The sequence below is a fragment of the Ensifer sp. Root558 genome (assembly GCF_001427045.1).
Classification (GTDB): Bacteria; Pseudomonadota; Alphaproteobacteria; order Rhizobiales; family Rhizobiaceae; genus Ensifer; species Ensifer adhaerens.
This window is the reverse complement of sequence record NZ_LMGC01000010.1, coordinates 1-13,531: the sequence shown is the minus strand read 5'-3', so window position 1 is coordinate 13,531 and position 13,531 is coordinate 1. Positions and strand designations below refer to the sequence as shown.

General features: G+C 60.7%; 9 protein-coding genes and 1 pseudogene. 5 read left to right on the top strand and 5 right to left on the bottom strand.

What is annotated here, in order from left to right; genetic code table 11:
• The first annotated feature begins 689 nt into the window (after positions 1-689).
• On the top strand, positions 690-1,607 hold the full coding sequence (locus ASD63_RS12445) for a zincin-like metallopeptidase domain-containing protein (RefSeq protein ID WP_060529393.1): 918 nt from the start codon (positions 690-692) through the stop codon (positions 1,605-1,607).
• A gap of 404 nt (positions 1,608-2,011) precedes the next feature.
• Here ASD63_RS12445 and ASD63_RS12440 read toward each other — a convergent pair whose 3' ends face one another.
• Positions 2,012-3,202, bottom strand: a complete 1,191-nt coding sequence (locus ASD63_RS12440; protein ID WP_060529392.1) for a DUF1173 domain-containing protein — start codon at positions 3,200-3,202, stop codon at positions 2,012-2,014.
• Positions 3,203-4,516: 1,314 nt separating this feature from the next.
• Here ASD63_RS12440 and ASD63_RS12435 point away from each other — a divergent pair.
• The 3 genes and pseudogenes from ASD63_RS12435 to ASD63_RS36105 all read left to right on the top strand — a co-directional run.
• The gene (locus ASD63_RS12435; RefSeq protein WP_034800240.1) at positions 4,517-4,840 is read left to right on the top strand and encodes a DUF736 family protein; all 324 of its coding nucleotides are present in this window, start codon (positions 4,517-4,519) and stop codon (positions 4,838-4,840) included.
• Between the two features lie 340 nt (positions 4,841-5,180).
• Complete coding sequence (locus ASD63_RS35670; RefSeq protein ID WP_167550717.1) at positions 5,181-5,348, top strand: hypothetical protein; 168 nt, start codon at positions 5,181-5,183, stop codon at positions 5,346-5,348.
• Positions 5,349-5,397: 49 nt separating this feature from the next.
• Positions 5,398-5,633, top strand: a pseudogene (locus ASD63_RS36105) (prevent-host-death family protein); the annotation flags it as partial.
• 422 nt (positions 5,634-6,055) lie between these two features.
• Here the strand turns inward: ASD63_RS36105 and traG are convergent.
• The 3 genes from traG to ASD63_RS12420 are packed head-to-tail and all read right to left on the bottom strand — an operon-like array spanning position 6,056 to position 8,476.
• Entirely contained in the window at positions 6,056-7,969 is a 1,914-nt protein-coding gene (gene traG, locus ASD63_RS12430; RefSeq protein ID WP_060529391.1) for a Ti-type conjugative transfer system protein TraG, read from the bottom strand.
• A complete protein-coding gene (locus tag ASD63_RS12425) occupies positions 7,960-8,199 on the bottom strand; it encodes a conjugal transfer protein TraD (RefSeq protein WP_060529390.1) in 240 nt (79 codons plus the stop codon). Before ASD63_RS12425 ends, traG begins: the two co-directional genes overlap by 10 nt.
• Positions 8,189-8,476: a TraC family protein gene (locus ASD63_RS12420; RefSeq protein ID WP_060529389.1), complete on the bottom strand. Its 288-nt coding sequence runs from the start codon at positions 8,474-8,476 to the stop codon at positions 8,189-8,191. The genes ASD63_RS12425 and ASD63_RS12420 overlap by 11 nt, the downstream gene beginning before the upstream one ends.
• 219 nt (positions 8,477-8,695) lie before the next feature.
• Here ASD63_RS12420 and traA point away from each other — a divergent pair, with 219 nt between their 5' ends.
• Positions 8,696-13,315, top strand: coding sequence for a Ti-type conjugative transfer relaxase TraA (gene traA, locus ASD63_RS12415; RefSeq protein ID WP_060529388.1), 4,620 nt, complete (start codon positions 8,696-8,698; stop codon positions 13,313-13,315).
• A 25-nt stretch (positions 13,316-13,340) separates the two neighbouring features.
• Here the strand turns inward: traA and ASD63_RS35870 are convergent.
• Positions 13,341-13,531 (bottom strand): hypothetical protein (locus ASD63_RS35870; protein WP_210174249.1); only part of this gene is annotated, 191 nt, incomplete at its 5' end.

Below are 13,531 nucleotides of genomic sequence, written 5' to 3'. Positions count from 1 at the left end.
CCATTGCGCGACAAGCCGCAAACACCGGTTCTTCAGGAACGCTGATGGGCCGCGATAAGCGCGCTCAAGCCGGCGAGCGACACGGCGTCGCGGGTGGCCATCGCCCCCGAGTTCCCTCAAAACGAAGCGCGCGCTGGCCGCAGTCATGCAGACGAGGCGGTGTTAACCAGGTGACGGCAAACGGTGCGGTGAAGGGGAATGCCACGATCTCCACGCTCCCTTAGCGCGTTAGCGACGGTCTTTTCGGAGAGCCCCTAAAGAGTGCGTCCGTGCTCTCGAAGCCGAACCACGGCCGCCCCTGCACGGGCCAAGGCGATCGAAAATGTGGCCTCACCGCATGCGTGTAAGCACATCCATGTCCTGACATTGGAGGTCGCCGTAGGGCGCTATCGACATCGAGGACTTCCGACAGGCCCGGCCCGATCTCGTCGCCAGGGACGTCTCTTCAAGCGCTCTCCGCCAGACGAGGCCAGTTGATGTGGCGCAAGATCCCGGACTCTCCGCGTTCCGATCATGGTCAGTGTCTCCTTCAGCACGCCCGTCGAGACATGGCTCGGTTGTGGCAGACGCTGCCAGCCCATCAACCCTGTTCCGCACCAGCACCGAGAACAGGGTGTGACGGGCCGGCCTCCCGCGTCTGCCCCTGCCGCCTCGCCCTCGACGGAGGGGGCGAGCTGAAGGAGGCACCAATGACCACAGATCGCAGACGCCAAACACAAGTCGATATCTACGAGCGCGTCACTAACCAGATTATCGCCGCCATCGAGGCCGGCGCCGGTGACTACAGAATGCCCTGGCATCACGACGGATCGGCCATCACCACGCCCGTCAATATCGCCTCAAGCAGGACTTATCGCGGCGTCAACATCCTCTCACTCTGGGCTGCGGCGCACGCGGCCGGCTATCCCACCGGGATCTGGGGCACTTACCACCAATGGCAAGCGCTCGGCGCTCAGGTTCGTAAGGGCGAGCACGGCCACCTTGTCGTGTTCTGGAAGACCCACGATCGCGACAAAACGGATGACCAAGCCGACGATGCAAATCGTGACGAACCCGCCCGGTCCATGTTTGCTCGCGGCTACTCGGTTTTTAATTGCGCCCAGGTTGACGGCTACACACCGCCCGAGAGCCCGGTCTTGCCGGAAGCGAAGCGGATCAACCGGGCCGAACGGTTCTGCGCGGCCCTCGGCATTGATATCTGCCACGGCGGCTCGCAAGCTTACTATCGCCCGGCTACGGATCAGGTACAGATCCCAAGGTTCGCGTGCTTCCGCGATGCGGTCGCCTACTACGCGGTGCTGCTTCACGAATGTGGCCATGCATCTGGCGCCAGCCACCGTCTCAACCGCGATCTCTCTGGACGTTTCGGCTCGGCCGCCTATGCAATGGAGGAATGCACGGTCGAGCTCCTGAGTGCAATGATTTGCGCCGATCTGGGCCTCAGTGTCGAGCCGCGTCCGGACCATGCCCGCTATATTGCATCGTGGATCGACGTGATGCATTCCGACAAGCGCGCCATCTTCACGGCTGCCAGCAAAGCGCAGGAGATTGCCGACTGGATGCATGCACAACAAGACACGCAAAATGAGGCAAGGGGCGCCGGCTAGGCGTCCCTTTCAAGAGAAAATGCCATGGATCATCACCTCGCGAGCGAAAATGCGAGGTGATGGGTGCGCCGACGGCGGCGGCAGGGGCGCGGTGTTTGAAATTGCCGGTTGCCGTCGTCGCGGCAATCGGACATTTGAGTTTTCTGAAGAAAGGCAGTCGGCAAAGCAAGTTATGCCGGCTCGCCGCATGACGGCATCTCTGTTGCTTAGCACCCTCTACCGATAAAAAGTTGCCGACAAGAAAGGGAGCTGTAGCCCATTGCGAAGTGCGCTTACGCTGTCCGCAGAATCTGGATTTGTTCGTGAACTCTGCGAACCGTCCGTTTCCCTTTGCGCCTTCCTTCATCATCTAAAAGCTTGCCACCTTTGTCCGAGCAAAGGCAACGCAGCCGGCATTCTGACGATCACGGCAACTGCGGCATGTCTCCCTCGGCAATGTACCAAATCCAAGGCGTCATCTCCGGTCGTGCCTCGATCATTTCCGTCAATGCCCGCTGGTAGTTCCCACCTGCACCGGCCGACACGATAAACATCGCAACCGGGCAGGGTCGCTGTTCCGGCAAGGTGACCGACACGATTGGTTGCTCGTGTGAGAGGTTGAAGCGTAAGCCTTTGACGAACTTGCGTCGCAGCCCTGCCAGTCTGTTCAGAAGATGGCGCTCATGGACGTTTTCGAGTGGGATCCAGTTCTCGTTCACCACCATCATCGCGACTTCTTCGACGGCTGCAACCCCGGATGCCGAAATCCCAAACGTCGCGATCATGACGAGGTGCAGTTCATCGTTCGAACGCCACAATTCAAGTTCCGTGTCGTATCTGGCGTTCAACCGCTTCCATGCTTGGTCTTCAAGCATGAAGGGAAAGGGCAGATGCCGAACCGCGATCCGGTGTCCGACGCGTGCGGGGATGAACTCCTTTACTTCCGCAACAGCGATCATCAGTTTGCGCGGTCCTGTCCCGGACGCTTGCGCACCGCGAAGCGCGGTTGCTCGGCGCGCGGCAATTGCTTCCTTGTCCTCCTGATGGAACGTCTCCGGCACAAACAGCACATCGCTGAGCTGTCCGCCGCGGGTCGTCATCTGGGACGCGGCATTCATGAGGCTCGTGCGAACCCGACCCCAGCCGCGCTTTCCAGCCCAGGAGGTATGCCATTCGGTCAATTCTCCCACTTCCCACAGATAGTGCAGCGTTGCGCGCAACGAGAGCTTCTGTGGCTCATTGCGAATGGCGGACTCTTGCGGACCCGCCGATCGAGATGCGGCTGCTCGTGGACCTTTCTTCGTCAGCGAAAAATCGATCTTCAAGCTTGCTCGCCCGTTCGCATCGACCTGGATTGCATTGCCGATCAAAGGCCCGAGGCCGGATAAATCATAGGGAGGTTCAAAGGATGGGCAAGCCGGGTCATGATTGCGCCCGGTAAGCGGCATGCGTTTGACGAGGTGTTGCTCATCGAGCCGCGCGATGTACATCGCAACCGGCGGTTCGTTGCACTGGCAATATGGCCGAAGCCCCTGTTCATAAGCAGGTGCAAGAATTGCCCGGAATTCGCTCGATTCCTCCTCGAATAGCCTGTCGCCGATCAGAAACCGCCGCACATTGAGCCTCCGCTTCCCATTCAATGGGCCCTAAGGGTCAATGACGATGTAGCATGGATTTTTCGGTTATACGATCACAAAAACGATAGTATAAAGTGGATGGGATAGCGCCACATGCTGTCGCCACGGAGATGAAGGCGGTGCCAAAAGTAAATTTCTCGCCGCAGCATTGCCAAGCGTCTTCATGGATGCGACGTCGATCCACCTTCACGTGGCGTTGGCTTTCATCCCATTCCCTGGAGCATGATAATTGTAAGGAAAGCTTTCGTCGCTACTGAAAACACAACGGTTTCTAGCGCTATCGGAGGTTCGGCGACTTGCCGGGTCGCCGAGGGCCCGTGCTGCTGGATCGCAGGAAGGCTTTCAAACGCGCTGCAATCGGAGCGCCATAGCGACCTTTGCGAATCGATGAGATTGGGCGGGGCCGAAGTCGCTCCAGCTCCGGGACATAATCGGGGAAGCAACCACAGAAATGGGCAATCGGCGATGTCACCGCGGCCGGCAGCGAATCCATCTGGCTCAGTCGATGTGGGCTATCCCGCTTCGTGCTGAGTTCGAGGTTGCGAGCGAACATGGGTCGATGAGCAACCTCGACGCAAAGATGGTTTCCTCACGTGTCAAAAGAACAAGGAGAAATTTTTCGCCGGAGCGATCGGCTGCCTGGCGAACGCGAGGGGCGTGACCTCGAGCCGTAACTCCTGGCCGCGCGGTACGACGTCGGTCGCTCAGGACGATGGATGGCAATTGGCGCGCGTCTGACGCGGCAACGCAGCTAGGGGCAGCATCGTTGAAGTTCGTTTGTCGATCTCGGCGATGGCCGGGGCGGGGACTTGCAATCCAGTTTGCGGGCGTTGTGGTCACCGCGACCGCGCAATGTGCATCCGAGAGATCTGGCGGCAGTCCATGCTGCTCGCTGCTTGCAATGGCAGAGACCGGGACGGGCGTATCGTAGGGCGGCGTGCCCAGTTGAAATGTGCCGCGGTCTTATGAGGTGCCGGCGGGTGGCCGGAACGGTCTGTCGCCGGCGTCGGTTGCACTAGATCATTCCCTCTTCTACATCGCCCTTTAGCCGACCGCCTGCCTTTCCGGTCAACCCCTGAAGGGGTACGTCTCACCCAAATATTCTGCTAAATTCCATTTTTGGATCACTGCTGGGCACCGGATGCTTTCCTCCAGCAAGCATAACAAACGCGCACGCGTTTTTTTGAGCAGAACATGGAATTTAGCAGAAATTGTGCGAGATGACCGCAGCAGATCGGCCGTCTCCTCGCGCGCTATCGGGAATGGTCCCGAGCAACCGAAGGAGACAATACCATGGCCACCACGATCGCAGCTCTCACGCAGAAGACCGATGGCACTCTCGAAGGCGTTTTCGCCACCATCCGAGTGAACGCGCCGATCGCTATCGTCCCCAACGCCAACAAAACGAGCGAAGAGGCCCCTGACTATCGCGTCATCCACCGAAAGACCGGGTTCGAAATCGGCGCGGCGTGGAACCGTATCGCCCGCCAGACCGGAGAAGAGTACCTCTCCGTGAAACTGGAGGCTCCAGAGATCGGCGTGATCTTCGGCAACCTCGCACAGGCTCCCGGCGGCGATCCGAACCGCAAGGTGATCATCTGGAATAACCCAAACTGAGCCACCAGCGCCGGTCCCGATCAATCGGGACCGGCACCCGCTCGTTCTGAATGCGACCGATCCCGAGCGGGATGCCCACGTTTGTACCCAGAAACAGGACGGGCATCGAGCCCGCACCTGTTCTTTTACCCTGCCACACGAGATGAAAAACTATCTGCTCAGATCGCCAAGTCTGCCGCGAGGAATCGTGCCGCCTAAAGGACGAGCGGTCCCCCCGAAATGCTCCGCATTCCGGCTCCCCCACTCGCCGGCTCCGCCGGTCGCATTCGCGATCCTTGACCCGGCCCAATTCTCGCGGCCGGCGGCGTCATCTTTCCCAACAGCCAAGGAGATGACGAAAATGACGGTTGCACTGGAAGCCCACATCGAGGAATTGCGCCGCGAGCTGAACTGCTGCGACCCGGCTGAACGCGCCCAGATCCAGGCCGAACTGGAACAGGCCTATGCGGAGCTTGAGGTCATCGTAGCCGAGCTCGAGGGCCGCGTCAGCAGCGAGCCTCCCTTCTAGGGAGGCTTTCGCCAGGCTCGCATTTACGGCAAATCCAAGAATATAGCAGATCGCCAACCCGCGCTCGGGTTCCTATGCGACGAGCGATTTTTCCCGGAAATCCGGGGACATCATCGCCCCCTGTCTTGGTCAGTAACGATCACCCAGGGCGACAAGCCGCGCTTGGTCCTCCTCAACATTAACGACTATGAGCCCTGATGCGCGTCCGAAGCGCGCTCGGTCGGAACCATCGAAACCATTTCCAACAGCCTCTTTGCGGACTTCGTAAGTGCCGTCGACGTCTTTTGGTCGAGGACGAGCGCTTGCCTGAATAATTCGACGCAGGCAAACCTTGCCGATGGTTCGCTCTTCAGACCAAACAGGTCCGCACACCAGTTGCCGAAAGATCGGACGTTCCGGGTTGGTGAACGGCTTCGAGAGCATCGGGTAGAGCAAGCGCGTTCAAGCGCAGCACACACCTCACTGCGATTGCTTTAAGCTAGATCCCGATCGATTTTTCCACCGCGCTCGAACCCGATTTGGACCATTGCCAGATGAGGAACTTGTGGGTCGACCTTAAGATCCTTGCCAAGGGCGCGGGGTCGGCAAGGACATTACCGCTCGCGTCACGAAGACAACTTGGGCTCGTATCGGCGGCGCTGACGTCACTCAAGCCGGATGTCGGACGGGGCAATAAGCACGGGTAATGGTTGCCTTGGCGGGGAAGGTTAAATCCGGACAAAGCGGTTTGCCTTGGCTGCCTGATCCATGTCCTTCCGCCGAAAATATATCGCGCGCCCGCAGCGGATTGGGCTATGACCTTGCACGATAATGATCTGCTCGTCTTTGCGCATCGACTGCGTGATCTCGTGCGGCATGATCAGCGGTCGGCGCTGGAGATTGACGCTTTCGGATAGGCGCGATCCTGCGTTTTTTGGGCCCCAGCCAATGACGCGTGAGCCTCTCTTCACCTCGACCGTCATCTCGCCGCATTGGGCCGAGACGCTGCGGGCCGTGTCGAGCGCTTTAATCGCGGCATAGCTGGCAAAGGCGCAGCCGTCGATCCACGACGTCGCGCCATCCCTCCCGAAATGCCGCTCCAGTTGTCCGACCGACTGGTACATAAGCATCATGGAGATTCCGTACTTTCGGCCGCGATCACGCGCCTCTTCCAGCACCCGCATGTAGCCGAGCAGATCGACCTCATCGAGCATGAACAGCGCACGGCGCTTGAAGGTGCCATCGGCCTGCACCATTGCGTTGATCAGCGAGCCGATGATCACGCGGGCGATACCCGGATAGGAGCGCAGGATCGATGCCGGAATATTGATGAACACGTCATTCTTGCCCGCTACGATGTCGCTCGACCTGAACGCGTTCCCGCAGACAAGCGCCGCGTAGCTGTCGAGCGACAGCCATTGCGTGTCCTTAGAGGCCGTGGAATAGACGCCGCTGAAGGTCTGCTCAGTCATGTTGGTAAAGACGCCCAGCGTTTCGCGGATGAAGGCCGATCCCGAATGGTCCTGGATGTCGCGCAGCATGGCGAGCGCAGAGGGTTCTGGCTCGGATAAGATCTGCCGGAGACTGCGTAAGTTCCGTCGCCCATCATATTCGGGCGACAGCATGACATGGGCGAGCAGACCGGTCAGCAGATTGTGTGCCTGGTTCTGAAAGTAGGAGCCAGTCGAACTTTCAAAGCGCACGCTCTCCGACAAAAGCATGTGAGCAATGCCGACGATGTCCTCTTCCTTGTGCTTCGATTTCTCGATGCCGTCGAGTACGTTGAAGCCCATGATCGGGCTTGTCGGATCGAGCACCATCACCTCGCGGCCGAGCGCGCGGGTTCTATGCTCGACCACCATTGGCGCGACCTCGGTCGATGGATCGAGGCAAATCAGCGGCCCGGTGTAACGCAGCGCCGTGGGCACGACGTTGCTGGTGGTCTTGTATCCACCTGACCCGGCAAAGAATAGCACGTGCGTTGAATCGAAATCCTGTTTGTAGGTCAGCAATGATGCCTTGCCGCCCTGGCCCCATGTTGCTGGATCGTTCGGATCGAAAGGTAATTGATGAACGACTTCCTTGTCGACCCGGTAACGCTCGCCAACGACGATCTCGCCATCTGGCGGAAACAGCTTTCCCGCCGCGGCCATCGACAGCCAGTTCGCGTCCCCGAAGATCCCGCGCTTGGCTCGCTTCACCGGTTCTGGAACAACCGTGGAGATGCGCGCGCCCACCGCCACCGCCAGGAATCCGGCCACCAAGCCAATGACGGCGACGATGTCGAGATAGGAGAGTGCCCGGTCCCACGAGACCGCACCGCTCGCCACGTACGGCGCGAGCCGATCGAACTCGCGCAGGACATAGAAGCCGGCCACGAACAGAAAGCAGACAAGGTTCACTATCGAGATCGACCTTCGCCGGTGCAGCGGCAACGCACAAACGGTCAATAATCCGACGACCGGCCCAAGGAACAACGCGGGCAGGGGCGAGGCTCGTAGGAACCAGTATGATGTTTTTCCAGATAGCTCGCCGGCAAGCTTCGGCCAGTGCCAGCCGACGATGTAGACGGCAAAGGCGGTGACAGCAATTGGCACCAGAACGAGCAGCAGGCTGGGATGCAGTCTTTCCTTTAGTGCCACTTCGCCGCCTCCTCGAGGTGAGATGATCCTCTATCATGCGAAGTCGCCTTGAAGGCTTGCTCACCGATATCGCGCAGCCGCCGATGCTCGTCGGTGCCGGGCACGACGCTTGCCAGTTCCGTTAGGCCACCTAGCAGAAACGCTCGGTCGGCCCCCGCGAGACCCGCTCTGACGACGATGCCACCGAGCAGGAATTTCTCGCGGGCCTCTCGTTTGCGATCATTCGTCATGAGAAACCTCCGCCGTCGTTCCAGACCCGCCACCTGGCTGTCGACGCGACGAAGCTGTTGCGCCAGCAGTCCCCTTCTTCTCCTCTTTGCGAAATCGCGCGGCAATCTGTTCGAAGATCGCGTCGAGTTCTTCCTCCGTGATCTCCATTTCCGCCAATCCCGTTTTTGTCGCGGCGCGCGCAAACCGCTCGGCGGATTTTACGATTAGCGTTCGTCTGCGCTCGCGCAGCTTCTCGATCTGGGCATCGATATCAGAGAGCGATGATTTTACGGCCATTCCAGCGTCCCTCGTGTCGGAGCAATCTCACGGCGATAGTTATACTATCTATTTAGTGATAGTAAAATAGGATAGGTTGCATCACCCCAAAAAAGCCGCAGCCGGAATTTCGGCATCGGCCGTCTTTACGGAAGAGCGGCATCGGCCCTCCGGTCCGATCGGTTTGAGGGCGCAATATACGTCGCTGGCGCGACGTGCTTGAAAGCTTCGGAGACACTCGTGGCGATCATGTTCGTTAGAGCGCAGGTGATCAGCAGGGGAGGGGGGCGCAGCATCGTCTCGGCCGCCGCCTACCGCCACCGCGCCCGGATGACGGACGAGCAGGCCGGGACGTCCTTCAGCTACCGTGGCGGCGCGTCGGAGCTGGTGCATGAGGAGCTGGCGCTGCCGGACCAGATACCTCTCTGGCTGAAGAGAACAGTCGACGACAAGACCGTCGCGGAGGCCAGCGAGGTGTTCTGGAATGCGGTAGATGCGTTCGAGACGCGGTTGGACGCGCAGCTTGCGCGGGAGTTGATCATCGCGCTGCCCGAGGAGCTGACGCGGGCGGAGAATATCGCGCTGGTGCGCGAGTTCGTCCGAGACAATTTGACGTCGAAGGACATGGTCGCTGACTGGGTCTATCACGACAAGGACGGCAATCCGCATATCCACCTGATGACGACGCTCAGGCCTATTACGGAGGAGGGGTTTGGGCCGAAGAAGGTCCCAGTCCTGGGCGATGACGGAGAGCCGTTGCGTGTCGTTACGCCGAACAGGCCGAACGGCAAAATCGTTTACAAGCTCTGGGCCGGCGACAAAGAAACCATGAAGGCATGGAAGGTCGCGTGGGCGGAAACGGTCAACCGCCACCTGGCGCTGGCCGGCCATGAGCTCCGTCTCGACGGCCGCTCCTATGCTGAGCAAGGCCTCAATGGGATCGCGCAGAAACACCTCGGCCCGGAGAAGGCGGCGCTCGCGCGCAAGGGTGTCGAGATGTATTTCGCGCCCGCCGATCTAGCGCGGCGGCAGGCGATGGCCGACCGGCTACTCGCGGATCCTGCGCTTCTCCTCAAGCAGCTCGGCAACGAACGTTCCACCTTTGACGAGCGCGAAATCGCCAAGACGCTGCACCGCTATGTCGATGATCCAGTGGACTTCGCCAATATCCGCGCGCGGCTCATGGCTTCGGACGACCTCGTGCTGCTGAAGGCGCAGCAGATCGACACCCAAACGGGCAAGGTGACAGAGCCGGCGGTGTTCACAACGCGGGGGATCCTGCGCATCGAATATGACATGGCGCAGTCAGCCGAGGTTCTGTCGATGCGAAAGGGCTTCGGCGTCTCCGGTGCCAAGGCCGCCGCCGCCGTCCGAAGCGTCGAAACGGCCGATCCGAAAAAATCCTTCAGGCTCGATGCGGAACAGGTCGATGCGGTACGTCATGTCACGCGCGATAATGCCATTGCGGCGGTCGTGGGGCTTGCCGGCGCCGGTAAGTCGACACTGCTTTCGGCGGCCCGCGTCGCATGGGAAAGCGACGGCCGACGGGTGATCGGCGCGGCCCTAGCCGGCAAGGCTGCGGAAGGGCTGGAGGACAGTTCCGGGATCCGGTCGCGCACGCTGGCGTCCTGGGAGCTTGCCTGGGCCGGGGGGCGCGAAACAATGGAGCGCGGCGATGTGCTCGTCATCGATGAGGCCGGCATGGTGTCATCGCAGCAGATGGCGCGTATCCTCAGGGCTGTGGAGGACGCAGGCGCAAAAGCCGTGCTGGTCGGCGACGCGATGCAACTGCAGCCGATCCAGGCGGGTGCGGCGTTCCGGGCAATCACCGAACGGATCGGCTTCGCGGAACTTGCCGGCGTGCGGCGGCAGCGTGATGTCTGGGCGCGCGATGCTTCCCGTCTCCTTGCGCGCGGCAAGGTCGAAGAGGGCCTTGATGCCTACGCGCAGAGGGGCTGCATTGTCGAGACCGAAACCAGGGCCGAGATCATAGACCGCCTCGTTGCCGATTGGGCCGACGCCCGCCGGGACCTGCTTCAGAAATCTGCAGTGGGCGAGCATCCGGGACGTCTTCGCGGCGACGAACTGCTTGTGCTTGCTCACACCAACGATGACGTCAGAAAGCTGAATGAGGCCTTGCGCAAGGTCATGATCGACGAGGGCGCGCTGACAGGTGCGCGCCAATTCCGGACGGCACGTGGGCTTCGTGAGTTTGCCGCGGGCGACCGGGTGATCTTCCTCGAAAACGCCCGCTTCCTTGAACCACGGGCAAAGCGGCTTGGTCCCCAATATGTCAAGAACGGCATGCTTGGCACGGTCGTTTCATCCGGCGACGAACGCGCTGACGCACTGTTGACTGTACATCTCGACAATGGCCGGGATGTCGTGATCAGCGAGGATAGCTACAGCAATGTCGATCACGGCTACGCCGCGACCATCCACAAATCTCAAGGCTCGACCATCGACCGGACCTTCGTGCTCGCCACCGGAATGATGGACCAGCATCTGACCTATGTGGCGATGACCAGGCATCGTAACCGCGCCGATCTCTACGTGGCGCGCGAGAACTTCGAACCGAAGCCGCAGTGGGCGCGTAGCGCACGTGTCGACCATGCAGCCGGCGTCACCGGTGAAATGATGGATACCGGGTTGGCCAAGTTCCGGCCGCAAGATGAAGATGCCAAGGAAAGCCCCTACGCCGATGTGAGGACGGACGACGGAACCGTTCATCGACTTTGGGGCGTGAGCCTGCCGAAGGCACTCGAGGAGGGCGGAATCAGGACCGGTGATACTGTGATGCTCCGCAAGGATGGCGTCGAAACGGTCACGGTAAGGGTGCCCGTCACTGATGAGAAGACCGGCAAGAAGCGTCTCGAGGAACGTCAGGTCGAGCGCAACGTCTGGACTGCAACCCAAATCGAAACTGTCGATGCGCGCAAGGCGAGGATCGAGCGGGAAAGCCGTCGGCCGCTTGTGTTCAGAAAGCTTGCTGAGCGCCTCGGACGATCCGGCGCCAAGACGACGACGCTCGATTTCGAAAGTAAGGAAGGCTATCGGGAGCATGTCCTTGATTTTGCCCAGCGGCGTGGCATCGATACGCTCGCCCGGGCCGCTGCGGAACTGGAGGAGGGTGCGGCGCGGCGGCTGGCATGGCTTACGGAGAAGCGGTCGCGGTTGGCGAAGCTCTGGGAGCGAGCGAGCATAGCGCTCGATTTTGCAATCGACCGGGAACGGAGCGTCTCGTACAACGAGGAGCGCAGAGTATCCTTGGTTGCCGGCATCCCGTTAGCCGGAAACTATTTGCTTCCACCCGCCACCGAGTTCCCCCGCAGCGTTGAAGAGGATGCGCGTCTCGCGCAGCTCGCCTCGCAACAGTGGAAGGAGCGGGAGGAAATACTCCGGCCGGTGCTGCAGAAAATCTATCGCGACCCGGGTGGCGCGCTGTCGGCGCTCAACGCTCTGGTATCGGGCGGAGACGTCGAGCCGCGCAAGATTGCCGAAGATCTTGGCCTTGCACCCGAACGCCTTGGCCGATTACGCGGCTCTGACCGCATGGCCGATGGCCGCGCCGCTCGAAACGAGCGCAACGCAGCCATGGCCACCTTATCGGAGCTGCTGACTTTGGCGCGCGCGCATGCAACCGAGTTCCGCAGGCAGGCGGAGCGCTTCGCCAGCCGCGAGCAGCAGCGGCGCGCTCTTATGGCATTGTCCATTCCCGCGCTTTCGAAAATGGCGATGGCGCGTCTCGTCGAAGTCGAGGCGGTCCGGGAGCGCGGCGGGGTCGGTGCCTACAAGACGGCCTTCGCCTACGCCGCTGAGGACCGTTTGCTGGTGCAGGAGGTCAAGGCGGTCAACGAGGCGTTGACCTCACGCTTTGGCTGGTCTGCATTCACCGCCAGGGCCGATCCGATCGCCGAGCGAAATGTTGAAGAGCGGATGCCGGAAAATCTCGCCACTGAGCACCGTGAAAAACTGGTGCGCCTGTTCGAGGTGATCAGGCGTTTTAGCGACGAGCAGCATCGCGTAGAAAAGCAGGATCGCTCGAAAATCGTTGCCGGCGCAAGTATCGAGTTCGGAAAGGAAGCAGTGCACGTGTTGCCCATGCTTGCCGCCGTCACGGAGTTCAAGACATCCGTCGCCGATGAATCACGGGAAAGGGCGCTTGCCGCTCCCTATTACAATCATCATCGCGCCGCGCTCATGGATGCAGCGACACGCATTTGGCGCGATCCGGCCGGCGCGGTCGCCAAGATCGAGGAGCTTGTCGCAAAGGGTTTTGCCGGCGAGCGGATTGCCGCAGCGGTCACCAACGATCCGGCCGCCTATGGGGGGCTGCGCGGCTCCGGTCGCCTAATGGACAAGTTGCTTGCTCCCGGCCGGGAGCGGAAGGCTGCGCTTCAGGGCGTGTCGGAAGCAGCAAGCTGTGTCCGTTCTCTCGGAGCGTCTTATGCCGCGGCGTTTGAGGCCGAGACCAAGGCTATCGCCGCAGAGCGCCGGCGTATGGGGGTCGCCATTCCCGGCCTATCGCGGAAGGCTGAGGATACGCTGCGGCAGTTGACGGCAAGAATGAAGAAGAAGAGTGGCGGGCTCGACGTTGCTGCGGGTTTGACCGATCCGACCGTCGCCCAAGAATTCGTCGCCGTCAGCCGGGCGCTCGACGAGCGCTTCGGCCGCAACGCGTTCCTGCGTGGGAACAGGGACGTTTTCAACTTTGTGTCGACAGCGCAACGGAATGCATTCGAGGCAATGCAGGAGAAGTTGAAGCTTCTTCAGCAGATCGTGCGGGCAGATAGCGGCCAGAAGATCGTTTCCGAGCGCCAACGACAGGCGGTCAATCGGGGTCCTGGTGTCGAGCGGTAGAGGCAATTCAAAGAGCTTCATTCACTCAGGTGTCTCGGCAGCCGGTCCTTGCTGCACGGCGCGGCAGCGAGTTGCCCCGCAGACCGAACCGAAGAACGGGGTTGGAATCCCATGACGTTTCTCCAATGAAAGAACGCAAGGGGCAGAACGCCTTGAGTTGGCGGCTTTCCTTGGGTTCGGTTTTGTTCTGACCGGCCTTTTTTGCCGATCGGCTCA

Coding starts and splice junctions, on each gene's coding strand:
- ASD63_RS12445 (WP_060529393.1), top strand. CDS start 690: ATGACCACAGATCGCAGACGCCAAACACAAGTCGATATCTACGAGCGC.
- ASD63_RS12435 (WP_034800240.1), top strand. CDS start 4,517: ATGGCCACCACGATCGCAGCTCTCACGCAGAAGACCGATGGCACTCTC.
- ASD63_RS35670 (WP_167550717.1), top strand. CDS start 5,181: ATGACGGTTGCACTGGAAGCCCACATCGAGGAATTGCGCCGCGAGCTG.
- ASD63_RS12425 (WP_060529390.1), bottom strand. CDS start 8,199: ATGACGAATGATCGCAAACGAGAGGCCCGCGAGAAATTCCTGCTCGGT.
- ASD63_RS12420 (WP_060529389.1), bottom strand. CDS start 8,476: ATGGCCGTAAAATCATCGCTCTCTGATATCGATGCCCAGATCGAGAAG.